This window comes from Streptomyces silvae, from assembly GCF_016745505.1.
Lineage (GTDB): Bacteria > Actinomycetota > Actinomycetes > Streptomycetales > Streptomycetaceae > Streptomyces > Streptomyces silvae.
Genome location: NZ_JAERUC010000204.1, coordinates 23,256 through 46,408, shown reverse-complemented (window position 1 = coordinate 46,408; position 23,153 = coordinate 23,256). Strand labels below are relative to the sequence as shown.

At 71.8% G+C, this 23,153-nt stretch carries 22 protein-coding genes; 8 read left to right on the top strand and 14 right to left on the bottom strand.

What is annotated here, in order from left to right; translation table 11 throughout:
• Nucleotides 1-2 precede the first annotated feature (2 nt).
• The 4 genes from JKV81_RS34565 (at nt 3) to JKV81_RS34550 (ending at nt 7,827) form a co-directional block, all read left to right on the top strand.
• Nucleotides 3-3,977 carry a vWA domain-containing protein gene (locus JKV81_RS34565; RefSeq protein WP_202079554.1) on the top strand — a complete coding sequence of 1,325 codons (3,975 nt, stop codon included), beginning with the start codon at nt 3-5 and terminating at the stop codon, nt 3,975-3,977.
• Complete coding sequence (locus tag JKV81_RS34560; RefSeq protein WP_202079553.1) at nt 3,974-5,890, top strand: thioesterase domain-containing protein; 1,917 nt, start codon at nt 3,974-3,976, stop codon at nt 5,888-5,890. Before JKV81_RS34565 ends, JKV81_RS34560 begins: the two co-directional genes overlap by 4 nt.
• Before the next feature lie 558 nt (nt 5,891-6,448).
• The gene (locus tag JKV81_RS34555) at nt 6,449-6,670 is read left to right on the top strand and encodes a hypothetical protein (RefSeq protein ID WP_124278959.1); all 222 of its coding nucleotides are present in this window, start codon (nt 6,449-6,451) and stop codon (nt 6,668-6,670) included.
• 122 nt (nt 6,671-6,792) lie between these two features.
• Nucleotides 6,793-7,827, top strand: coding sequence for a sporulation protein (locus JKV81_RS34550; protein WP_202079551.1), 1,035 nt, complete (start codon nt 6,793-6,795; stop codon nt 7,825-7,827).
• A 232-nt stretch (nt 7,828-8,059) separates the two neighbouring features.
• Here JKV81_RS34550 and JKV81_RS34545 read toward each other — a convergent pair whose 3' ends face one another.
• A complete protein-coding gene (locus JKV81_RS34545; protein ID WP_202079549.1) occupies nt 8,060-8,725 on the bottom strand; it encodes a maleylpyruvate isomerase family mycothiol-dependent enzyme in 666 nt (221 codons plus the stop codon).
• A 204-nt stretch (nt 8,726-8,929) separates the two neighbouring features.
• Here JKV81_RS34545 and JKV81_RS34540 point away from each other — a divergent pair, with 204 nt between their 5' ends.
• Both JKV81_RS34540 and JKV81_RS34535 read left to right on the top strand, forming a co-directional pair.
• Entirely contained in the window at nt 8,930-9,454 is a 525-nt protein-coding gene (locus tag JKV81_RS34540; protein WP_202079547.1) for an O-acetyl-ADP-ribose deacetylase, read from the top strand.
• A gap of 178 nt (nt 9,455-9,632) precedes the next feature.
• On the top strand, nt 9,633-10,490 hold the full coding sequence (locus JKV81_RS34535) for a universal stress protein (RefSeq protein WP_202079545.1): 858 nt from the start codon (nt 9,633-9,635) through the stop codon (nt 10,488-10,490).
• 74 nt (nt 10,491-10,564) lie between these two features.
• Here the strand turns inward: JKV81_RS34535 and JKV81_RS34530 are convergent, their stop codons facing one another.
• The 3 genes from JKV81_RS34530 to JKV81_RS34520 form a co-directional block, all read right to left on the bottom strand.
• The gene (locus JKV81_RS34530; protein ID WP_202079543.1) at nt 10,565-11,593 is read right to left on the bottom strand and encodes a zinc-binding alcohol dehydrogenase family protein; all 1,029 of its coding nucleotides are present in this window, start codon (nt 11,591-11,593) and stop codon (nt 10,565-10,567) included.
• A 139-nt stretch (nt 11,594-11,732) separates the two neighbouring features.
• On the bottom strand, nt 11,733-12,338 hold the full coding sequence (locus JKV81_RS34525; RefSeq protein ID WP_202079541.1) for a CBS domain-containing protein: 606 nt from the start codon (nt 12,336-12,338) through the stop codon (nt 11,733-11,735).
• A gap of 174 nt (nt 12,339-12,512) precedes the next feature.
• The gene (locus JKV81_RS34520; RefSeq protein WP_202079533.1) at nt 12,513-12,872 is read right to left on the bottom strand and encodes a nuclear transport factor 2 family protein; all 360 of its coding nucleotides are present in this window, start codon (nt 12,870-12,872) and stop codon (nt 12,513-12,515) included.
• 148 nt (nt 12,873-13,020) lie between these two features.
• Here JKV81_RS34520 and JKV81_RS34515 point away from each other — a divergent pair, with 148 nt between their 5' ends.
• Nucleotides 13,021-13,536 carry a winged helix-turn-helix transcriptional regulator gene (locus JKV81_RS34515; RefSeq protein ID WP_202079531.1) on the top strand — a complete coding sequence of 172 codons (516 nt, stop codon included), beginning with the start codon at nt 13,021-13,023 and terminating at the stop codon, nt 13,534-13,536.
• Between the two features lie 7 nt (nt 13,537-13,543).
• Here JKV81_RS34515 and JKV81_RS34510 read toward each other — a convergent pair whose 3' ends face one another.
• The 5 genes from JKV81_RS34510 to JKV81_RS34490 all read right to left on the bottom strand — a co-directional run bounded on the left by JKV81_RS34510 (nt 13,544) and on the right by JKV81_RS34490 (nt 17,587).
• Nucleotides 13,544-14,023, bottom strand: a complete 480-nt coding sequence (locus JKV81_RS34510) for a hypothetical protein (protein ID WP_129266683.1) — start codon at nt 14,021-14,023, stop codon at nt 13,544-13,546.
• A 99-nt stretch (nt 14,024-14,122) separates the two neighbouring features.
• Nucleotides 14,123-15,640: a glycerol kinase GlpK gene (gene glpK, locus JKV81_RS34505; protein ID WP_129266682.1), complete on the bottom strand. Its 1,518-nt coding sequence runs from the start codon at nt 15,638-15,640 to the stop codon at nt 14,123-14,125.
• Between the two features lie 27 nt (nt 15,641-15,667).
• Entirely contained in the window at nt 15,668-16,513 is an 846-nt protein-coding gene (locus JKV81_RS34500; RefSeq protein ID WP_129266681.1) for an MIP/aquaporin family protein, read from the bottom strand.
• Between the two features lie 112 nt (nt 16,514-16,625).
• The gene (locus JKV81_RS34495) at nt 16,626-16,799 is read right to left on the bottom strand and encodes a hypothetical protein (protein WP_202079529.1); all 174 of its coding nucleotides are present in this window, start codon (nt 16,797-16,799) and stop codon (nt 16,626-16,628) included.
• Complete coding sequence (locus tag JKV81_RS34490) at nt 16,790-17,587, bottom strand: MFS transporter (protein ID WP_202079527.1); 798 nt, start codon at nt 17,585-17,587, stop codon at nt 16,790-16,792. Before JKV81_RS34490 ends, JKV81_RS34495 begins: the two co-directional genes overlap by 10 nt.
• A gap of 135 nt (nt 17,588-17,722) precedes the next feature.
• Here JKV81_RS34490 and JKV81_RS34485 point away from each other — a divergent pair, with 135 nt between their 5' ends.
• Nucleotides 17,723-18,139 (top strand): MarR family winged helix-turn-helix transcriptional regulator, encoded by a 417-nt coding sequence (locus JKV81_RS34485; protein ID WP_307820663.1) that lies wholly within the window; start codon nt 17,723-17,725, stop codon nt 18,137-18,139.
• A gap of 72 nt (nt 18,140-18,211) precedes the next feature.
• On the opposite strand, the gene JKV81_RS34480 is transcribed toward JKV81_RS34485, so the two are convergent.
• Genes JKV81_RS34480 through JKV81_RS34460 form a run of 5 tightly spaced genes read right to left on the bottom strand, consistent with a single transcriptional unit; the run spans nt 18,212 to nt 23,078 of the window.
• Nucleotides 18,212-19,621, bottom strand: coding sequence for a purine-cytosine permease family protein (locus JKV81_RS34480; protein ID WP_202079525.1), 1,410 nt, complete (start codon nt 19,619-19,621; stop codon nt 18,212-18,214).
• Nucleotides 19,622-19,675: 54 nt separating this feature from the next.
• A complete protein-coding gene (locus JKV81_RS34475; RefSeq protein ID WP_124278972.1) occupies nt 19,676-20,611 on the bottom strand; it encodes an ABC transporter substrate-binding protein in 936 nt (311 codons plus the stop codon).
• Nucleotides 20,608-21,294 (bottom strand): ABC transporter permease, encoded by a 687-nt coding sequence (locus JKV81_RS34470; protein ID WP_129266676.1) that lies wholly within the window; start codon nt 21,292-21,294, stop codon nt 20,608-20,610. Before JKV81_RS34470 ends, JKV81_RS34475 begins: the two co-directional genes overlap by 4 nt.
• Before the next feature lie 3 nt (nt 21,295-21,297).
• A complete protein-coding gene (locus JKV81_RS34465) occupies nt 21,298-21,948 on the bottom strand; it encodes an ABC transporter permease (protein WP_099175460.1) in 651 nt (216 codons plus the stop codon).
• Nucleotides 21,945-23,078 carry an ABC transporter ATP-binding protein gene (locus JKV81_RS34460; RefSeq protein WP_202079523.1) on the bottom strand — a complete coding sequence of 378 codons (1,134 nt, stop codon included), beginning with the start codon at nt 23,076-23,078 and terminating at the stop codon, nt 21,945-21,947. Before JKV81_RS34460 ends, JKV81_RS34465 begins: the two co-directional genes overlap by 4 nt.
• Nucleotides 23,079-23,153 lie beyond the last annotated feature (75 nt).

The window sequence follows — 23,153 nt, the reverse complement described above, 5'->3', positions numbered from 1 at the left end:
GGATGAGCGAGCCGACCAACCCCGACATGTGGGCCACCCCGCACTCACGGGCCACCGCCGAGACATCGCCCGTAACGGAGGCATCGACCGCGGACGCGCCGCAGGGCCCGTGCGCCGGGCCCTCCACTCCGGAGGCCGCGGTCGAGGCCCTCGCGGCGGCCGGGCCCGGGCTGCCGTTCCTGATCGGGGTGCGCCACCACGCGCCCTCGCTGGCGGCCGCCCTGCCGGCGATGCTGGACGCGGCGGCGCCCGACGTACTCCTCGTCGAGCTGCCCGCCGAGTTCCAGCCGTGGCTGGGCTGGCTCGCCCACGAGGAGACCGAGGCCCCGGTGGCACTCGCCGCCGTTCCCTCGGACGGGACGGGGGCGGGTGGTGAACGGGGCCCCGCCTTCTATCCGTTCGCGGACTTCTCTCCCGAGCTGGTCGCTCTGCGCTGGGCGGCCAGGAACGGCGTCCCGGCCGTGGCCTGCGACCTGCCGCTGGCCGACCGGGCCTGGGCGAGGGGCGGTCCCGGTACCCCTGCCCCTGTCCCGGGTGCCGACTCCGCGCCCGGGCCGGGGGAGGGGCGCGGGCTGTCCTCCGCACTGCGGTCCCGGCTCACCGGCCGTGAGGGGGACGACCTGTGGGACCGGCTGGTGGAGGCCCCGGCGCCCGGTTCGACACCCGAGGCACTCCGCCGTGCCGCCCTCCTCACCGGCTGGGCGCTGCGGTACGAGGCCGAGGCACGGGGCGGTGTGGACGGCAGCGACCTGGTGCGCGAGGCATGCATGCGCGGGCATGTCACCGAGGCACTGGCGAGCGGGCGGCGGCCCGCCGTGGTGGTGGGAGCCTTCCACACCCCGGCCCTGCTGCCGTCCGCCTCCGGGGGCCCCGAGACGTCCGCTTCGCCGGAGGACGCCTCGTCAACTGTTCCACGCGCACCGGTTACGGACGGCCAGGTGACCGGCGCTTCCGGGGCGGAGACGTGCACGGTCTCGCTGATCCCGTACACGTACCCACTCCTCGACTCTCGGTCCGGTTACCCGGCGGGTATCCGGGATCCGGAGTGGCAGCACACCGTCCTGGACGCCGCCGGGTCCCCGACCGCGCTGCACGAGGCGCTGATCCGCACCACGGTCCGTCTCTGTGCGGCCCTGCGCGAGCAGGGGCACCCCTACGGCCCGGCGGACGGCCGGGAGGTCGTCCGGGTCGCCGGGGACCTGGCGCGCCTGCGTGAGCTGCCCGCCCCCGGCCGCGGTGAATTCCTGGAGGCCGTGCAGACGGTGCTCGGACGCGGCGAGACGTACGGCACCGGCCGGGCCGTCGCCCAGGCACTCGAACACGTACTCGTCGGAGGTCGCACCGGACGGCCCGCCCCCGCCGCTCCGCGCAGCGGCCTGGGCCCGGCCGTCGAGGCCGACACCGCGGCGCTCTCGCTCCCCGGCCCGGGGGATGCCCATGAGAAGACGCCGCGTGACCTCCGGCTCGACCCGGCCCGCTCCACCCTGGACGGGCGGCGTGAACTGCTGCTGCGCAGGCTGACGGTGTGCGGCATCCCTTACGCGCAGGAGCAAGCGGTGACGGGTGCCGCGGGCTCGGAAGGACTGACGACCCGGTGGCAGGTGCGGTGGACCCCGGCGACGGCTGCGATGCTCACCGCGGCCGGGGCCCGCGGCGTCACCCCGGCCCAGGCGGCCGAAGGGGTGCTGCGGCAGCGGCACACGGCCGAGTGCGCGCAAGGCGGCCCCACGGCCGCGCAGGTCGTGAGGGGTCTCACGGAGGCCGCCGAGTGCGGGCTCCCCGCCCTGGCCGACGAACGGCTCACGGAGCTCGCGGCCGTGCTCCCCTCCAGCGGCACCCTTCCCGAACTCCTCACGGGGCTCGACCTCCTGGACCGCATTGCCGCCGGCCATCTGCCCGCCCTGGCCGGCCCCCACGCTCCGGCAGATTCCGGGGCCACCGAAGACCCGGCCGCCCCCGCTCCCCTCACCGCCGTCTCCGCCCGAGCCGCCCGCATCGCACAGGCGACGGAACTCCTGACCTCGGCTGCGGTCCGTCAGGTCGACGGCCTGACCGGCTCCGAGGAGCCCGAGGACGCCCGCGCCCTGCTCGAACTCGCCCAGCGGGCCGACCGGCTGGGCGGAATCCGGCTCACCGACGCTCTCGCCCGGCTGGCAGCCGACGGCACCCCGATGATCGCTGCGGCTGCCGGGGCCGTCCGGGTGCTCACGGGCCACGAGGAGACCGAGGCATTCGGCGTGCGCGTCGCCTCCTGGGTGGACGGTGCTGTCGACAGCACCTCCAGGGCCGCGCTCACCGCCCGCCTCACCGGCGTCCTGACGGCGGCGGGCCCGCTCCTGACGGTGGCTGCCGGCACCCTGGATCCGCTGCTGCACCGTGTCGTCGAACTGGACGACGCCGCGTTCCTGACACGGCTGCCCGCCCTGCGCGGCGGCTTCGACACACTCAGCCCGGCCGCACGTGACCGGCTGCTGGAGGCCGTCGAGGACAGGCTCGGCGAACGGGTGGACGACCTCGGCGCCGACGACCCGGCGGACCTGGCGGCCCGGACGGCCGCCGACCTCTCGGCCCGCGAACTCCTCACCGTGCTGGGCCTGCCCGTACCGCTCCCCGCGCACGACGGCCGGTTCCCACCGCAGCCGGACCAGGCCGCCGCGCTCCCGTCACCCGCGACCTCTCTCACCAGCACATCTCCCACCGGAGCGAGCGCCTCCGCTGCCCCGGTGCCGGACCAGGCCGCCGCGCTCCCGTCATCTGCGACCTCTCCCACCGGCACACCTCCCACCGGAGCGAGCGCCTCCGCTGCCCCCGTGCCGGCGCCGGCACGCTTCGCCGGAGCCACCCCCGCACCCGCCCCCGCGCGGACCCTCGCGCCCGCCGACCGGTGGCGGCTCGTCCTCGGCCGGCGTCCCGACCGGCTGCCGGCCGGTGCCGCACGGCTGGCGACCGCACTGGACGAGCTGTACGGGGAAGGACGCGGCGAGGGATCACGAGGCGGCATGCCCGGTCCCGGTAGCGGCCGGGGTGGCGGCCGTGAGGCGTCGTTTCCCGGCGTCCGCGAGTGGTCCGAGGAACTGGCCGCGCTGTTCGGCCCCGGTGTCCGCGAGGAGGTGCTCGCGGCCGCGGCCGCGACCGGGCGGCCGGACGTCCTCGCTGAGATCGACCCGGCGGCCGCCACCCCCTCCGTGGAGCTTCTCCGTACGGTCCTGCGCTACGCCGGAGGCCTCCCCGAGGCGCGTCTGGCCGCGCTCCGGCCCCTGGTCCGCCGTCTGGTCGACGAACTGACCCGGCAGCTCACCACCCGGCTGCGGCCCGCCCTCACCGGCACCATGCAGGCACGGCCCACCCGCCGCCCCGGCGGCCGGCTGGACCTGGCCCGCACCCTGCGCGCCAACCTGGCCACCGCCCGCCGGACGGCAGACGGAACGGTCCAGGTGATCCCCGAGAAGCCGGTGTTCCGCAGCCGCGCCCGCCGGTCGGCCGACTGGCGCCTGATCCTCGTCACCGACGTCTCCGGATCCATGGAGGCATCCACGATCTGGTCCGCGCTGACCGCCTCCGTGCTGGCCGGGGTGCCAACTCTGAGCACCCACTTCCTCGCCTTCTCCACGGAGGTCGTCGACCTCACCGGCCATGTGCACGATCCCCTCTCCCTCCTGCTGGAGGTGAGCGTGGGCGGCGGCACCCACATCGCCGCCGGGCTGCGGCACGCGCGCAGCCTCATCACGGTGCCCACCCGCACCCTCGTCGTCGTCATCAGCGACTTCGAGGAGGGCGCTCCGCTCGGCGGACTGCTGGCCGAGGTACGGGCCCTCGTCGCGACCGGGGCCCACGTCCTCGGGTGCGCGAGTCTCGACGACGGGGGCCGGCCCCGCTACTCGACGGGCGTCGCCGGCCAGCTCGTGGCCGCCGGTATGCCCGTCGCAGCACTCAGCCCACTCGAACTGGCCCGCTGGATAGGGGAGAAGACCGCATGACCGCTGCCCAGTTGCCACCTGTCGCGCCGGAGGTCACGGCCACGCTGGTGGAGGAGCTCTCGCCCCGGCTGCGCAAGCGGCTGGACGCGGCGGTCACCAAACTCGGCGCGAGCCCGACGCACCGCGACGGGGACACGGTGACGATCGCGGTCGACGAGGAGACCGATCTGCGCATGCACGCCCCGGGCGGCGTGGTCGCGACTGCGGACGCCATCACCTGCGGCTGTCTCCTCGCCCCGGCCTGCGTCCACCGGGCAGCCGCGGCCTGCGCCGCTCCCGCGGCGGACCCGGCCCCTGAGCCCACCGGGCAAGAGGCCCCGGCTGAAGCCGGATCCGCACCGCACGCCGACGGCACCGCTTCCGAGAGCACCGGCCCCGCCCCCGAGAGCACCACCCCCGCGCCGTACGGCACCGCCTCCGCGCCCGACAGCACCACCCCCGCGGCCGACGCCACCGCCTGCACGCCGCCCGACACCACCCCCGCGCCCGACGTGGCGAGTCCGGCCCAGCGTGTCGCGGCCGACGCCGTGTGGTCGGCGGCTGCCGCCGTGCTGGAAGCCGGAGTCGAGGGGGCCGGTGCCGTCGCCCAGGCGGCGCTTCTCCGTGCGGCGCACACCGCCCGGCTCCAGCACCTGCCGCGCGCCGCGGGCGCCGCGCTCTCCGTCGTCACGCTGCTGCGCGCAGCCCGCGCCGGCGACCCGTCCTACCGCACCCCGGACCTCGTCACCGCCCTGGCCGAACTCCTGGGGACCGCACACCGGTTGGGAACCGCGTCCGGTGCGGAGCTGGCTGCCGTCAGAGGCCGGGCGCGCCGCCCGTACAGCCCGGACGGCTCACTGCGCCTGTACGGCCTGTTCACCGAACCCGTGGTCACCGACTCGGGGCACGGCGGCGCCCGCACCTGGGTCGCCGGACCCGACGGCCGCCTGTACACGGTCGGCGACGTGGCCCCCGGCGGTGTCGGACGCGCCCTGGGCGTGGCCGACCGTGCCGTACGCCTCGGGGAGAGCGCGCTCACCCACCGGGAGCTGGGCCGTGCCGGGCTGGCGGTTTCGGGGGCGACCGTCTCACCGGACGGCAGGCTGGGCGCCGGGAAGGGAGTCAAGGCCGTCACCGCCCGAGGCGCGGCATGGACCGAGCCGCCGCTCGCCGCCCTGTGGGAGACACCACCGCTTCAGCAGGCCGTACGGGCTCTACGCGCCATATCCCGGTACGCGGACCCGGACGCCGGCGGCAGTGACCTGCTCTTCCTGGACGTCGAACTTCGCGGCGCCGTACGGGACCCGGGCGGCGTCAGCCTGCTCGCGTCGTGCGACGGCGGCACCGCCGTCCGGCTCACGGTCGCCGACGACGACCCCGCGCTGGCCCACCGCGACAACCTGATGCTCCTGGCCACGGCACCGGGGACACGGCTGCGGATCATCGGCCGCCTGCTGCCCGCGCTCCATCCCAGGCTCGCCCTCCTTGCCTGCTCGCACCCCACGGGTGAGGGCACGATCGACCTCGGCTTCGACCGTCTGCGCCGCGCGGACCTGCCCGTCCCGGACGCCCCTGTGCACCCCGCCCCGCCCGGGTCCGGCGACTCCGGCGCACACTCACCCCTGCACCTCCTGGAGCGACGGGTCGAGCAGACGGTCCCGGCAGGCCGCGCCGCCCTCGGCATGCTCGGTGATGTCTCCGCCGAGGCCCGCCGCCTCCGCCGGGCGGGCCTCCCCACGGCCGCCGGCCTTCTCGCCGCCCTGTGCGCCTCGGCCGCCCGACGCGAACGGGACGCCTTCGGCCGCCTCCTTCCCGCCGACACCGACGGTTTCGCCACCCACTGGCTGGCCGCCGCCCGTTACGCGTCCGCCGTATCCGAGTCCCTGTGCGCGGCCGCCTGGGAACCTTGTCCGGAACCCGCGGTCATGGGGTGAGCCGCGTGTGGCCCCGCATGCAGGTCCGCAAGGTTCAGGGTCCCCAGGGCGATGTGGACGCGGCGCTGTCGTCCCGCCCCGGGGCCCGCAGCACCTCGTAGCCGCTCACCGCCGCTCTCACCTGGCGGCGGATCCGGGTGGCTGTCTCGATCGGTGGCCCGGCGTGCTTCGGCGATACCTCCACGCACCGGCCTTCTGCGGCCTGTCCCGCGTCGCCTGGCTCAAAATCTGCGGGCCGGCAGGGGCGCGGCGACTGCCGCGAGGACCACTCCTTCCGAGGGACTGCTGCTCCTTCTCGGCATGGGGGATCAGGTGGAGCCGGTGTGGCTGCGGGGGAGCGCGGCCTGCCTGGTGTCGTGGCAAAGGGATCACAAAATCACCTTGTCAGAGGGCCTGTTGACGTCCCGTGAGGCTTTTTTCGGCCTTTCCCCCGCGAGCGCCCCAGGAGGGCGGTCCTACGGGCCGAACCGCCTCTATGCTTCTACATGCTTGTAGAAATAAGACGCCTCTGAGGGGGTCCCCGGGGGGTCCCTTCACTGCGACCACAGGAGGACTCTCATGGCTTCGATCGACCTGGAGAAGGTGCTCGACAAGGCGTGGGCCGACAAGAGCCTGCCCGAGATTCTCGCGGCGCCTGTCGGGGCTCTCAAGGGGGTGTCGGACCATGACGGCGAGCTGCTGGACCAGGCGTTCGGCATCAAGACGGTCGCCGACCTCGCCGAGCTGAAGTACGTCCGCTGGGCGCAGGCGCTGGCCGCACTGGACGCCTCGGCCAAGTAAGGCCAAGTAAGCACGACCGGCGGGGTGCTGTGGACCGGGACGTCCGGCCTCGGCACCCCACCGTCATTCGCAACTCTGCCGCCTTTCGCAATCATTCGTACATGTAAGGAGTGAGCGCCGCGATGGTGTTCAAACGACTGCTCGGATCGCTCGGTGTGGGCGGCCCCTCGGTGGACACGGTCCTCGATCCGGGTCCGGCCGTGCCGGGCGGCAGCCTCGGCGGGCACGTCCATCTCACGGGCGGCGGCGCCGGCTTCGACATCGAGCGGATCACTCTGGAGCTGGTCGCGAGGGTGGAAGCGGAGCATGAGGACGGTGAGAGCGAGGGAGCTCTCGTCTTCGACCGGTTCACCGTCGGCGGGGGCTTCAGTCTCGCCGAAGGTGAGCAGCGCAGCATCCCGTTCTCCGTGATGCTGCCGTGGGAGACCCCGGTCACCGAGCTGCGCGGCCAACCGCTGGGCGTCGTGCTCGGGGTGCGCACCGAACTCGAGGTGGCCGGAGCCAGGGACAAGGGCGACCTCGACCCGCTCGCGGTGCAGCCCCTGGCGGTCCAGGAGGCGATTCTGGAAGCCCTGGGGCAACTCGGCTTCGGCTTCAGGACCGCGGATCTGGAGCTGGGCCATATCGGCGGGACCGGCCAGCAGTTGCCGTTCTTCCAGGAGATCGAGCTCGCCCCGCCCGCGCAGTACGCGCACACCGTCAACGAGATCGAGGTGACCTTCCTCGCCCATCCCGGGGGAATGGAGGTCGTTCTGGAGGCGGACAAGCGCGGCGGCCTCTTCTCCGCCGGTCAGGATGTCCTCACCCGCTTCACCGTCAGCCACCACGGGGTCGAGCAGCACGACTGGAACGCCGAGGTCGACGGCTGGATCCGTCAACTCGTCGAGAGCCGGTCCTCCTACGCGGCGCACAGTCCGTACGGCCATGGCGAGCCGTACGGCGGCTACGCGCACAAGGACGATCACCGTCACGACTCACACCACCACGACGGTGGCCACGGCCGGTCCGGGCCCGGAATGGGCACCGCCGTCGCCGCCGGGGCGGCGGGCCTGGCCGTCGGAGTCGTCGGCGGAATGGTGGCGGCCGAGGTCGTCGACGAGGTCGGTGACTTCTTCGAGGGAGACGACGAGGAGGATGAAGGGGAGGGCGAGGACTGAGTGGACTGAGAGGACTGAGAGGGGAGGGGCTGTCTGCGGACCGATGGGCCATCGCACGGCTGAAGGCGCCCGAACGAAGAGTGCCCGCGGGGATGGCGGGAGCCGGCCCGGCGCCGTATCTCCGGGAGTCCACCACGACGAGTGAACCGAATGCGCGCTGCGTCACGCTGAAACAGCCTTCATGTCGGCAGGCGCGCCCGACCTCCCTCGGCCGGGCCCGCCGCCTTCACCGTCACGCCGTTCCGCAGCGCTCGCGGAGGCACTCGACACCGTCGCCCTCCAAGTCGTCGAGATACGCGGTGCGCCCGGTCATCGCCATCGTCAGGGCCAAGGTCGTGCCGGACACGAGTGCCCCGGATCCTGTCTCGAACGGGCCGTCATGTGCGACGAGTCGCAGGTCACGGATGCGTCCCCTGGCAAGGACGACCAGATCCGAGCCCTGGTAGTACTCGGCCACCCGTGTGAGGGTTTCCAGCGGGTAGTCGCGACGCATGCCCAGCGGACGCCGGATGTCCTCCGCGTGCACGATCGTCTCGCCGAGCATGGCCACGGCAGGGAGGGGCGGCTTGGTTGTGCTGGGGACAACGCGCCGAAACCGGTCAAGTGTCTCGGCCGGGCTCGCGCCGAGCTGTTCGGCCAGCCGCATCGCCACCTGTTTGTCGAAGTCGAATCGGCAGCGGATCACGCCCGCCAGCCAGCGCACGGTGTTGAGGCTCGCCCCCGCAGTGAGGTGTGCCAGCACCTCACGCACCGTCAACCCGGCGCACAGTGACGGAGTCGTCCACTGATCGTCGGACAGGTCCGCAAGATCGGCGGCCAGTGCCGCTCGCTCACTACGGATCAGTGACCAGACGGTGGTCCCTGAACTGCGATCCGCTGCCGGTTCCGAGCCGGGCATAGGGGAGTCTCCTGTCACGAGTCGTGGTCTGTCCGCATTGCACCTGGACATTGCACCTGGACCGGACCGTGTGGTTGTCCGGAAGGGTGTGCGGAGAACAGACTCTCCCACCGGAGCAAAGTCATCGCCGACCTGACCGGCTGCACGTGTGACGGACAGACGACCTGGCCCGCATGCCCCGCTGACGGGCGGCAGTATGGCCGCATGACGACACGACCGACGATCACCCTCGTACACGGGGACATCACCGAACAGCACTGTGATGTCCTGGTCAACGCCGCCAACTCCTCACTCCTCGGCGGCGGTGGGGTGGACGGCGCGATCCACCGGCGTGGCGGCCCCGAGATCCTCGCCGCCTGCCGCGACCTGCGGGCCTCCCACTACGGCAAGGGACTGCCGACCGGCCAGGCGGTGGCGACGACGGCCGGCCGTCTGCCTGCGCAGTACGTAGTTCATACGGTGGGCCCCGTGTGGTCGCGCGCCGAGGACCGCTCTGCGCTGCTGGCCTCCTGCTACCGGGAGTCCCTGCGGGTGGCGTCGGAGCTGGAAGCACGGACGGTCGCCTTTCCGGCGATCTCGACGGGCATCTACGGCTGGCCGCTCGACGACGGCGCCCGGATCGCCCTGCGTACGGTCCGCGAGGCGGCGCTCGCTCCCCTCGCCGAGGTCCGGTTCGTGCTGTTCGATCAGGAGGCGTACGCCCGGTTCGATGAGGTGCTGAAGGCATAGGGAGGGGCCGTACGGCAGTGCGGACCGAACGCCCCTGGGAGGTGTCCGCACGGTCAGGGGAGCCGGATTCGTCAGCAGGGGCCGTTCGGCCCCGATCGGGACCTGCACGGCCCTCCGCTCCAGGCGTGTCACGTAGGAGCCTGGAGTCCCGGGAAGCACTGCGGAGGAGGCGGCTGCGATGACAGCACAGGTCACCGTGGGTCTGGACGGTTCGGACGAGAGCCTCGCCGCGACACGCTGGGCCGCGGGAGAGGCGGTACTGCGTGAGGTACCGCTCCGGCTGGTGCACGTCGAGGAGTGGCCGAGCACGCCGGAGGCGCCCCTCCCGGACTCCGGGCAACTCGACGCACGTGCCGAAGCCCTGCTGGAGAGCGAGGCGGACCGTGCGCGGAGGGAGCACCCCGGTCTGAATGTGCTCGTCGACCGGGTGCGTGGCCGGGCGGCCGAGGAACTGACCGCCGCAGCGAACGAGGCAGACCTCATGGTGCTCGGGTCACGAGGTCTGGGCGGAGTCCTCGGCTTCGTCATCGGATCGGTCTCCCTCGCGGTCGCCGGCGCGGCACAGCGGCCGGTCGTACTCGTGCGCGCCAAGGACGAGGAGGCGGTTGCCCACGGCGGGATCGTGGCGGGCGTGGACATCCACCACCCGTGTGAACCCCTGCTGGCGTTCTCGTTCACGGAGGCGGCCAGGCGGCGCCTCCCCCTTCACTTCCTGCACGTCTGGAAACCGCCCACCTCCTACGGCGGCTACGTGGCCTTCGCGGATCACGGGGGCCGCGAAACCCTGGAGAGCCACGCGCTCGGCGGCCTCGACGATCTGCTGGCGCCATGGCGGCGACGGTACCCCGGTGTGGACGTCGGAGCCCGCTTGGCGATGGGATCCTCCGCGTACGAGATCGCGGAGGCGTCACGGGACGCGGAACTCGTGGTTGTGGGACGACGGACACGCAGGCTCCCCGGCGTGAGTCTCGGTCACGTCGCCCACGCCGTCATCCACCACAGCCCCGCTCCCGTCGCGGTGGTGCCCCTGGTGTGAGCCGGCGCCCCGAGATCCGGCCGCCATCCCAGCACCAGGCTCACGACGCACCAGGCTCACGACCAGGAACGCCGTCACCCCGGCACGAGGACGGCGGCGCCGCTCACCCGGTCGGCGGCCAGATCCCTCAGAGCCTGGTCGGCGCGGCTCAGTGGATAGGGGCTGACGGTGACCCGCATGCCGATCCGTGCGGCCGTGTCCAGGAATTCGCGGCCGTCCTGCCTGGTGTTGGAGGTGACGCTGCGCAGGTTCCGTTCCTCGAAGAGGTGCCGCCGGTAGTTGAGTACGGGGATGTCGGTGAGATGGATGCCCGCGATGGCGAGCGTCCCCGAACTGTCCAACGCCTCAAGCGCCACGGGCACCAGATCTCCCACCGGTGCGAACAGGATCGCCGAATCCAGCGGCTCGGGCGGGCGGTCGTAGGCACCGGCCACCGAGGAGGCTCCCAGGTCGGTGGCGAGTTCACGTGCGCGTGCCGAACGGGTCAGCACGTGCACGGTCGCCCCTTCCGCCAGGGCGATCTGCGCGGCCAGATGGGCCGAGGCCCCGAAGCCGTAGATCCCCAGCCGGCCGCCGGGCGGGAGAGCACTGCGGCGCAGAGCGCGGTAGCCGATGATCCCGGCACACAGAAGCGGCGCCAGCAGTGCGGCGTCCTGATCCTCCGGGAGCCGGTATGCGTAGTCGGCCGGTACGAGGGCGGTGTCGGCGAACCCGCCGTCCGCGTCCCAGCCGGTGTACCGGGAGGCCGGGCAGAGGTTCTCGCGACCGGTCCGGCAGTTGCGGCAGTGGCCGCAGGTGCTGCGCAGCCACGCCCCACCCGCCCGGTCACCCACCTGGAAGCCCGTGACGGACTCGCCGACGGCTGCGACCCGGCCGACGATCTCGTGGCCGGGAACGGTCGAGGGACTGTGCGGGCGCAGGTCTCCCTCGGCAAGGTGCAGATCGGTGCGGCACACACCGCACGCCTCCACACTCAGCAGAAGGTCACCCGGCCCTGGCGAGGGCACCGCGCGCTGCACGCGCACCAGCGGACCCTCCACGATCGGACCGGGAGTCCCCACTGCCCAGCCGGCCAGCGTTTTGGAAGCCTGCTCCTGCTCCATGGTTCCAGCCTGGCGCCGGCCATCAGGTCTGGCAAACGGTCACAACGGACCGGCGGACCGAGCACCACACCGCCCCGCTCCGGGCGATGGCGATGGCGATGGCGATAGGAACAGTGCGCGCCAGGGGTGACCGTGATCGTCAGTCCCTCGGCAGGTCGTCGTCCTCGTAGGTGAGCCGGTCGATGACCCCCACGACACCGTCGACGCTGTTGCAGAGCCTGAGGAGCACCGGAACGAGGCTGCGGCGGCTGACCGTTCCACTGAGGGTGACGCGGCCGTCCATCACCTCGACCGACAGGGCGGCCGGGCTCAGCCCCAGGGTGTGGGTGACCACGTCCTCGACGATCTCCTCCTGGATGGCCCGGTCCCTGCGGAGGAAGAGCTGCACGAGGTCGCTCCGGCTGATCACGCCCACGAGCTGCCGGTCGTCGTCGACCACGGGCAGGCGTTTGATGCCGGCCCGGTCCATCACACGGGCGGCCCGCACCACGCTCCACCCGGGCCGGGCGACGACGGCGGGACTCGACATGAGTGCGCCGGCGGTGTCGAGTCCGGCCCCGGCGGCACGACGGCGTACCAGGTCCGCCTCCGAGACCACGCCCAGCGGCCGGTTCGACTCGTCCACCACGCATACCGCGGTGATGTCGAACTCGTCCAGGAGCCGTGCAATCTCCTTGAACGTCGTGCCCCGCATGACGCTGACCGCCGCGGGTGTCATCAGATCCGCGACGCTGCGGTGCCTCATCGCTCGCCACCTTCCTGGACGGCCCGGTGCCCGTCCGGGGGAGGGGCACCGCACCACCACCCTCCGACGCACGCGCGGCGGCGGCAAGGGCTGAACGGTCCACTCCCGGAACCGACAGGCTTACGTTCCTCCTGCAGCCCGCCCGCAGCCCCGGGGAGAACAGCTCCGCGGCCCTCAGGGAGCGATGGTGAGTTCGCTGATCAGCTCGTGCCCGTCAAGGACGAAGCGGTAGTGCAGATCGACCACGGCGCCGGGGAAGTCGCCTTCGAGATGCTGGACGACGGTGTACCTGCCCGGATCGTCGCGCTCGGCTCCGACGGGCGTGGCGGTGTAGGTGTACTGGGTGCCGGCCTGCTCCAGCCAGCCCCTGATGGCGTCCGTCCCCCGGTAGGTGCGGCCGTCGTCCGTGACGGTGGCCTCCGGTGCGAACGAGGCGGTTGCTGTGGTGAAGTCCCGCTTCTCATGGGCCCGCAGGAAATTTCGGACGACCTCTGGCAGGTCGGCGACGTCGACCTGGCCTGGGTGTTCGGTCATGGCTGCCTCACGTGCGTGCTGAATACAGGGGTACAGGGATACAGGGATATCGGGCGCCCGCGCGGACATGCGGATGCGGGGCGCACCACGGGCAACTGCTAAAATAGAAGCCAGTAACTTCGACTTTAGCAGTAACTCCGGAGGTGTCATGTCGAGCAGGGTCCGGCTGGAGGATCGCGAGTGCCCGCTGTCGACCACGGTGCAGCACGTCGGCGAGTGGTGGACGCTGCTGATCCTCCATGACGCCTTCGACGGCTATACGCGCTTCGACCAGTTCCAGCAGAGCCTGGGCATCTCCACCAGCATGCTCACCGCGCGGCTGAAGGCCTTGGTCGCCGACGGCCTGTTGGAGCGGCGGCCGTACCGGACACACCCGGTCCGCCACGAGTACGTACTCACCGAGCGCGGGCACTCCCTGCGGCCCGTGATCGTCGCCCTGGCCGCATGGGGCAACCGGCACCTTGCGCCGCAGGACCGGTCCATGGTCCTCGTCGACGCCGAGACCGGCCGGGAGGCCGAGCCGGTCGTGGTCGACGCCCGGACCGGGAAGAGCCTCGACGACAGCGACGCGTACGTGTTCGCCGCCGGCCCGGCCGCCGGCGAGGCCATGCGGGAGCGCTACGCCGAACTCGAGCGACAGCGGCGATCGCAGGCAGATACCTGACGAGTAGTCAGCACCCGCACCGGCTGTGGGAGCGGGCTGAGCGGAGGGAGCGGTGGGACGCCGTTGCGCACGTGCGGCGTGGTCCCGCGCCCAGGAAGCCGAGTCCGATACCGAGCATCCAGGTGTCCTTCGCCAGGGCGATGCCGTCCTGGGTGGGGCGCAGGCTGCCCTCCTGCCGCATTCCCGGGACCCGCAGATACAGGCCGACGAGACCTCCGGAGAAGCCGGTCAGCGCCAGGCCCGCCAGCCGGGTGGGTACGAACGGGGTGAGCAGCGCTCCGCCGACCGCGATCTCCGTGCAGGCCAGCAGCCGGGTGAAGCGCCCCGCGTCCAGCTTCTCCAGGAACGGGTACGCCGTGCAGGCCATGCCGTGCAGGCCCTGCGCGGTGGCCTCGTCCGCCTTCAGCTTGCTCAGGCCGGAGTTCAGGATGAATGCGCCGGTGGCGAGACGCGGGGCCACATCGCGTGGCTCGTACGCCATGGTCATGCGAACCTCCAGGGATCGGTTCCGCGGCCCCTCATCGAGCATAGCCAGGCCTCGCCGGGCGCGCCCCATGAACCGGACGGGCCCCGGCGGGGGTGGGGGTCAGGGGACCTGGACCCAGTCCAGCGTGCGTTCCACGGCCCGCTTCCAGCCCGCGTAACCCTCCGCGCGCTGCTCCTCGGTCCACTGGGGCTGCCACCGCTTGGACTCGTTCCAGTGGGTGCGCAGCTCGTCGGTGTCCCGCCAGAATCCGACGGCGAGGCCGGCCGCGTACGCGGCGCCGAGAGCGGTCGTCTCGGCGACCACCGGACGGCTGACCGGAACACCGAGGACATCGGCCTGGATCTGCATGCAGAGGTCGTTGGCGGTGACGCCGCCGTCGACCTTGAGCACGTCGAGATGGACACCGGAGTCGCGTTCCATGGCCTCGACGACATCGCGGCTCTGGTAGCAGATGGACTCCAGCGTCGCCCGCGCCAGATGGGCGTTGTCGTTGTACCTGGCCAGGCCGACGATCGCCCCTCGGGCGTCGGAGCGCCAGTACGGGGCGAAGAGCCCCGAGAACGCGGGGACGAAGTAGATGCCGCCGTTGTCCTCGACCGTACGGGCGAGTTCCTCGCTCTCGGGGGCGGACTTGATGATCTTCATCTGGTCGCGCAGCCACTGCACCGCGGACCCCGTCACGGCGATGGAGCCCTCCAGCGCGTACACCACCGGACTGTCACCGAACTTGTACGCCACCGTCGTGAGCAGCCCGTGCTGCGAACGGACCAGCTCCGTACCGGTGTTCAGCACCAGGAAGTTGCCCGTGCCGTAGGTGTTCTTGGCCTCGCCGGGCGCGAAGCAGACCTGCCCCACGGTGGCCGCGTGCTGGTCGCCGAGGACCCCGGTGATGGGGACGGCGCCGCGCAGCGGCCGGGAGCTGCGGGTGACACCGAAGGCTTCCGCGTCCGACGACGGGTTGATGGTGGGGAGCATGGCCCGGGGGATGCCGAAGAAGCCCAGGAGCTCGTCGTCCCAGTCGAGGGTCTCCAGATCCATCAGCATGGTGCGGCTGGCGTTGGTCACGTCGGTGGCGTGGATGCCGCCGTCGGGGCCGCCGGTCAGGTTCCACAGGACCCAGGCGTCGGTGTTGCCGAAGAGGGCGTGGCCCGCCTCCGCCGCTTCCCGTACGCCGTCGACGTTCTCCAGGATCCACTGGATCTTGCCGGCGGAGAAGTAGGTGGCCGGCGGAAGCCCGGCCTTACGCCGGATGACGTCGCCGCGCCCCGAACGTTCGAGGTTCGCCGCGATGGCGTCGGTCCGGGTGTCCTGCCACACGATGGCGTTGTAGTACGGCCGTCCGTTGCGCGGGTCCCAGACCACCGTCGTCTCACGCTGGTTGGTGATGCCGATGGCCGCCAGATCGTCCGCCGACAGCCCCCCGAAGCGCAGGGCGTTCTGCATCACCGAGTTGGTGCGCTCCCAGATCTCGACCGGGTCGTGCTCCACCCAGCCGGAGCGGGGGAGGACCTGGGCGTGTTCCAGCTGATGCCGGGCAACCTCGTTGCCGCCGTGATCGAAGATCATGAATCGGGTGCTGGTGGTCCCTTGGTCCACCGCGCCGATGAAGTCCGCCATGATGTGTCACCTCTCCGGACGGTGCCGTCAGGCCTTGGATGCCGGGGCGCGTCCCGGCGGCTCGGGTTCCGCCGTCGGCAGGAACCGGCCGACGAATGCCTTGTACATCCCCGCGCCGAGCAGGCCGCCGACCAGCGGACCCAGGATGGGTACCCAGAAGTAGAGATTTCCGTACTGATCTCGCCACGCCCCGTTGTAGCCGGTGATGAAGCTCGCCAGCCGGGGGCCGAAGTCACGGGCCGGGTTGATCGCGTAGCCCGCGTTGGTTCCCCAGGCCATGCCGATGGCGACCACGATCAGACCGGTGATGAACGGGCCCAGGTTCGCGCCCGGAGCCGTGTTGAGCACGTCGGTGACGGCCATGATCAGCAGCAGCAGGATGGCGGTGCCGATGACCTGGTCGCGGAACGCGCCCCACTCGTGGACCGGCAGAGCCGGATTGCCGTTGGCGGGGAGGGTGGAGAACACCGTCTGTGTCTTGACGGTGTGTCCGGGGTCGGCCTTCGCCAGCGCCTCGCTGTAGTTCCAGCGGACGAGGAGGGCGGCCACGAACGCGCCGGCCGTCTGCGCCAGTGCGTAGGGAGCCACCTTGCGCCAGGGGAAGCCCCTGAACGTGGCGAGTGCGAGGGTCACCGCGGGATTGAGGTGGGCGCCGCTCAGCCGCGCCGCCACGTAGACGCCCAGGGTGACACCCAGCCCCCACGCCCACGCGATGCTGTCGTGGTCCCCGAGTCCACCGGGTGGATCGGTCAATGCCCCGCCCGCGGCCACCTGGGCCACGACACCGCACCCGAACAGGATGAGGATCATCGTGCCCAGGAACTCCGCCGACAACTCGCCGATCAGTCCGGACCTCACACGCTTCTCAGCCATGGGAGCTCGCCCTCCGCCGGCCGAACCGGCCCTCGACTACCTGATCAATGTCAGTAGGCTAAGACGCCCCGCACGAGTGCGCATATCGGGAGGAATCCGTGCGTACGGCCTCTCAGTCGGCGTGCGCCGCTTGCGGATCCGCCGCCGGGGGCGCGAGACGGCCGGCGGTCCGGGCCGGCGCGGACGCGTCCGCCGGTGCTGTACGTCCGTGCCGTACGGCCGCGCGGTGGGCGAGGGCGAGCAGTCCGGTGCAGGCCGCGAGCAGGGCCGCGAGGATCAGCGCCACCCCGGCCACGCTGCCGACCACCAGCGGGAGTTGGGCGCCGAGTGAGTGAGGCGGCGGCCCGCCGCAGCGGGGGGAAACGGCCGAGCGCGGGGGCGGCGAGGACGGCGAGCACCATGGCGGGCAGGGCGCTGGCCCGCAGCCCGCAGCATCGCGCCGGGATCCCCGACCAGGTCGGCGGGCCCGTACAGCTGTACGACTGTGTAGATGGCGGTGAGACTGCCGAGCAGGGGTACGACGATGACGAGCAGGCGCAGCAGACGCGCCGAACGCAGGACCCGCAGACCGCCCTCGCCGGCGGCGTCGCGTCCGGGGGTGCCGACCGTGCCGGGCAGCAGGATCCGCCGGAGCGCCAGGGCCCCCACGGCCAGCAGCGGTGCGGAGACGAGGAAGACCGCCCGCCAGCCGAGCGCGGAGCCGAGCACCTGTCCCTCGATCTGGCTGATCACCGCGCTGGCGCCTCCGGCGGCGTTGACGGTGGTCAGCGCCAGGGGCAGCCGCTCCGGGACCCGTTCCGACAGAGAGGCGTACGACATCGGGACGAATGACCCGGCCGTGAGCCCCTGGAGGGCCCGCGCCGCCGAGGCCCAGGGGAGGCCGGTGGCGAGCGGTACGAGGGCGGTCGCCACGGCCATGGCGGCCACGGTCCCCGCCAGGATGGTGCGGCGGCCGTAACGGTCGGAGAGCGGGCCGCCGGCCAGGGAGCCCCACGCGTAGGCGACGGCGAAGACCGTCGTGGCCCGGGCCGCCGACTCCTGGGGCACGCCCCAGTCCCGGCTGAGCTGCGGCATGAGCGATGTCCACCTCGCCGGAACTGTGCTCCCCCGCCGCCCTCAGCAGGGCCGCGTTGTACGACTCCGCCCGCAGGCTGCCCGACAGGGCGAGGACGGTGCCTCGACACCTGGCCGGCGGGCATCGTGGGCCGGGTGCAGCGGCTGAGCCGGACCCTGGAGCGGGAGCTGCGGCAGTTCGACACCCGGCACGGCCTGGAGGCGGGGGAGTTCGACGTGCTGACGACCCTGCGCAGGTCGGGGCCGCCCTACCGGATGACGGCGGGAGCCTTCCTGAAGGCCTCGATGATCACCTCGGGCGCGGTCACCCGGCGCATCGACCGTATGGAGGCCAGGGGGCTGGTGGAGCGCGTACGTCCGCAGGGCGGTGACCGGCGCTCGGTGCAGATCCAGCTCACGGAGAAGGGGAAGCAGGAGGCCGACGCGCTCTTCCCGCAGCACCTGGAGAACGAGGTGCGGATGCTGTCGGCCCTCAGCCGGGAGGAGTCCGACGAGCTCGCCCGGCTGCTGCGCAAGCTCCTCGAATCCCACGGCGACACGTCACTGACCTGAGCGGCCCTCGCCGCGGGGGAGCGGCCGCGCCTCGTACCTGGGTCGGCCGCCCCCGCCGCGGGATCCCGGCTGTCAGTGCGCCGGGCCGGACGCCAGGGTGTACCGGGTCTCCTCCGGGATGTGGGAGGTGTCGCGGCGGGCCAGCAGCCAGTACAGCGCCGCGGGGACCGCGAGGCCCACGATCCAGGAGATGTCCGCGCCGCCGAGCGGTGCCGCCAGCGGGCCCGTGTAGAAGTGCGTCACGAGGAACGGGAGCTGGGCGAGGACGCCCACCCCGTAGACGAGGAGCGCGTCCCAGCGCCAGGCGCCGTAGCGGCCCCGGGGGTCAGAGAGCGCGGGGATGTCGTACCGCTCCCGTGAGATCAGGTAGTAGTCGACCAGGTTGATCGCCGACCACGGCGTGAAGAACGTCAGCAGGAACAGCAGGAAGTCCTTGAAGGACGTCAGGAAGCTGTCCTTGCCCAGGAGCGCCACCGCCGTCCCCGCCACCATGATCAGCGCGATGTACGCCGCCCTGCCGCGCTGCGACAGCGTCCTCTGGCCCCGGAATCCACTGATGCCGGTCACCATCGACATGAAGCCGCCGTACGTGTTCAGCACGTTGATGGTCAGCTTGCCGAGCGCGATCGAGAAATAGAGGAACGAGGCGATCAGCCCCGCGCCGCCCAGACCGACCACGTACCCGACCTGGTCCGCGAGGAACGCCTCCCCCGAACTCGCCGCCACGAGCACCCCGAACGTCATCGACCACTGCGAGCCGACGGCCGATCCCGAGAGGGTCCACCAGAACGTGGCGCGTCCCGACGTCGTACGCGGCAGATAGCGCGAGTAGTCCGCGACGTACGGCCCGAAGGCGAGCTGCCAGGACGCCGAGAGCGACACCGCGAGCAGGAACATCGGCAGGTCGAAGTGGGCGTCGCCGAGCAGCGCCGACAGGTCCACGCGGTCCAGGAGGCGGATGCCCAGGTAGACGAAGGCGAGCGCGCAGACCACGCTGGCCACCCGCCCCAGGACGTGGATCACGCGGTAGCCGACGGCCGCCGCCACGGCGGTGATCAGGGCGAAGGCGATGATGCCGGTGGTGTCGTCCGTGTGCGTGAGCCGCGCGGTCGCCTGGCCGGCGAGCACGCTGCCGCTCGCGAAGAAGCCCACGTACATGAGGATGACCAGGAGGAGGGGGACGACCGCGCCGCGCACCCCGAACTGGGCGCGGGACTGGATCATCTGGGGCAGGCCGAGCTTCGGGCCCTGCGCGGAGTGCAGGGCCATGACGGCGCCGCCGAGCAGATTGCCCAGCAGGAGGCCCACCACCGACCACACCACGTCACCGCCGAAGACGACGGCGAGGGCGCCCGTGACGACCGCGGTGATCTGGAGGTTGGCGCCGAGCCAGAGGGTGAACTGACTGAACGCGGTCCCGTGCCGTTCGTCGTCCGGGACGACATCGATGGAGCGCCGCTCCACCAGGTCTTCAGCTGCCATGACTCGGTTACCCGGCCTCTCGGTGGTGTGTCGTGCCGTGCGGTCCTGCGGTGGCTACTTCTTCTTGATCCCGTGCTCCGCCGCCCAGTCGTACGCGACGTCCTCGGGGTCCTTGCGGTCCTTGTCCACCAGGCGGTTGAGCTCGGTGAGGTCCTTCGTCGTCAGCGCGTTGCCGAGCCCCGCCAGCGCCTTGCGGACCGTCGAGTCGGCCTTGCGGTCGGCGATGAGGGGGACGACGTGCTGGCCGGGGATCAGGTTCTTGGGGTCGGTGAGCACGACCCAGCCCTCGGCGACGATGTCGGTGTCGGTGGTGAAGAGGTTCGCGACGTCGACGTCGCCCTTCTTCAGTGCGCCCTTCACCAGCGGCCCGGAGGAGTCGAGCGACTTGAACTCCTTGAACTCCACGCCGTACACGTCCTTGAGTCCCACCGCGCCCACCGCCCGCTTCTTGACCTCGGGCGCCGCGCCGATGACCAGCTTGCCGTTGTGCCCCGCCAGGTCGGCGAGGGACTTCAGGCCGTACGCGTCGGCGGTCTTCCGGGTGACGACGAAGGCGTCGGAGTCCTCGGCCTCGCCGTAGGGGAGGATCTGGAGCCCGCGCGGCAGGGCCATGGCGAGGGCGTTCTGCATCGCGCCCTCCTCGGTGGCCGTGGCGTCGGCGTCGAGGTAGTGCAGCAGGGCGCCCTGGTATTCGGGCAGGAGGTCGATGTCGCCGCCCTTGAGGGCGGGGATCAGGATCTCGCGGGTGCCGAGGTTGGGACGGACCGTGGTCTTCACCCCGGCCGCTTCGAGCGCGGCGGCGTAGAGGTATCCCAGCACCTGGTTCTCGGTGAAGTTGGCGGTGCCGATGGTGACACCGCCCTCGCTGGAACCTCCGCCCCCGGCGCCGGCCCCCTGCCCGTCCAGGGAGGTGATGCCGCTGCTGCAGGAGGCGAGGGCCGGGACGGTCGCGGCGGCGAGGAGTCCGCCGAGGAGATTTCTGCGGTTCATCGTGCTTGCTCCTGGACTTGCTCGGTGGGGCGGTTCCGGAAGAGGACGCGCTGGAGTGCGGAGAGTGCGAGGTCGAGGACGACGGCGACGACCGCCACGAGCACGGCGCCGCCGAGTACCTGCACGAGGTCGCGCTGGGCGAGGCCGTCGAAGACGTACCGGCCGAGCCCTCCGAAGGAGACGTACGCGGCGATGGTGGCCGTCGCGACGACCTGGATGAGCGCGAGCCGCAGCCCGGTCATGATCAGGGGGAGTGCCAGGGGCAGTTCGACCTGGAAGAGGACCTGGTGCCAGCGCATCCCCTGGCCCCGGGCCGCGTCCCGCACCTCCGGGTCGACGGCGGTCATCCCGGCGTACGTGTTGGTGACGACGGAGGGCACGGCCAGCGCCACGAGGGCGATGTAGACGGGCCACATCGACAGGCCGCTCACGAGGAAGACCAGCACGACGAGCCCGACCGTGGGCAGCGCCCGCCCGAAACTGGAGAGGTTGATCGCGAGGAACGCGCCGCGCCCGGTGTGCCCGATGAGCAGGCCGACCGGCAGTGCGATGGCCGCGGCGACGAGGGTGGCGAGCAGCGAGTACTGGAGGTGCTCGGCGAGACGGTGTCCGATGCCGTCGGGTCCGGCCCACTGCTCACCGCTGACCAGCCAGGCGCCGAGGCCCTTGAAGAGTTCGTACATGGTTCAGGCCCCCTGCTTCTGCCGGCGGGTCCAGGGCGTCAGGACGTACTGGAGGGTGACGAGCAGGGCGTCCGCGACGAGCGCGAGGAGCAGGGTCAGGACGACGCCGACGATGACGGGGGTGGGGAAGTTGCGCTGGAACCCGTCGGTGAAGAGCTGACCCAGCCCGCCGTCGCCGATGTACGTGGCCACGGAGACGAGCGAGATGGCCATCACCGTCGCGATCCGTACGCCCGCCATGATCACGGGGAGGGCGAGGGGCAGTTCGACGGTGAGCAGGGTGCGCAGCGGCCGGGTGCCCATGGCCTTCGCGGCTTCCTTGGTCCTGGCGGGGACCGAGTCCAGGCCCTCGACGGTGTTCCGCAGGAGCACGACGAGCGTGTAGATCGTCAGCCCGATGACGGTGGTGGTGCGGGTGAGTCCGCTGACCGGAAGGAGGAGTACGAACACCGCGATGGACGGGATGGTGAACAGGACGTTCGACAGGCCGAGGAGGAGTCCGCGCAGCGGTCGTACACGGTGCGCGACCACCGCCAGGGGAAGTGAGATCACCAGGCCGAGGAGTACGGCGGTGAGGGCGGCCTGGAGGTGGGAGAGGGACAGGGCGGTGAGATCACCGGTGTGGTCGGATATCCACGACCATTCGACGGTCATGCGGTCACCGTGCTTTCCTCGCCGTGCGGGTGCCCTGCGTCCGCGGTTCCTGTGTCTGCGGTTCCTGCGTCTGTGGGTCCTGCGTCTGCCTGTCCGGCGTGCAGGTGTCCCGCGTGTACGTGTCCCGCGCGGTCGTGGATGTCCTCGCGTGACGTCACGCCCGTGAGGTGGCCGTCCGCGTCGACCCGCGCGACCAGTCCGCTCGGCGCGGCTATGGACTCGTTGAGCGCGGAGAGCAGCGAGTCCGTGTCCCGCAGCGCCCGGACCGGGGTCTCCGCGTCGGTCTCCGTGTCGCGCCAGGCCAGCGGCTTGCGGGCGGCGTCGAGGGTCAGCTCCCAGCGGGTGCCCTCGGGTGCGGGCCCCTGGGGGACCTCCGCGAGCGTCGTCAGGGACAGCAGCTTCAGTCCGCGCTCCGCGCCGAGGAAGTCGGCCACGAACGCGTCGGCGGGGCGGGCCAGGAGTTCGGCGGGGCCGTCGCACTGGACGAGATGGCCGCCGGTGCGGAAGACGGCTATGCGGTCGCCCAGCCGTACGGCCTCGTCGATGTCATGCGTGACGAAGACGATGGTCTTGTTCAACTCCCGCTGGAGGCGGAGTAGTTCGTCCTGGAGCTGGGTGCGGACGACCGGGTCGACGGCGCCGAAGGGCTCGTCCATCAGGAGCACGGGCGGGTCCGCGGCGAGCGCCCGGGCCACGCCGACGCGCTGCTGCTGGCCGCCGGAGAGCTGATGGGGGTAGCGCTTCCCGGCGTCGGCGGAGAGGCCGACCGTCTCCAGGAGTTCCGACGCCCGCGCCCGCGCCTTCCTGCGGCCCCAGCCGAGCAGAAGCGGAACGGTCGCGATGTTGTCCAGGACGGTGCGGTGCGGGAAGAGTCCGGACTGCTGGATCACATAGCCGATGGAGCGGCGCAGCTCGGCCGCGTCCTGTTCCAGGACGTCCCGGCCGTTGACCCTGATCGTCCCGGAGGTGGGGTCGACCATCCGGTTGATCATGCGGAGCGTCGTCGTCTTGCCGCAACCGGAAGATCCGACGAGGACGGTCACGCCTCCTTCCGGCATCTCAAGGGTCAGGTCGTGCACCGCGGTTGTGCCGTTCGGGAAGCGCTTGTGGACCGTATCGAATTGGATCATGAGGAGTCCCTTGCCCGGCTGCATATCATCATGCAGAGTTCTCGGTGACTGAATAGGTTGTCAATAGGTGGTCGC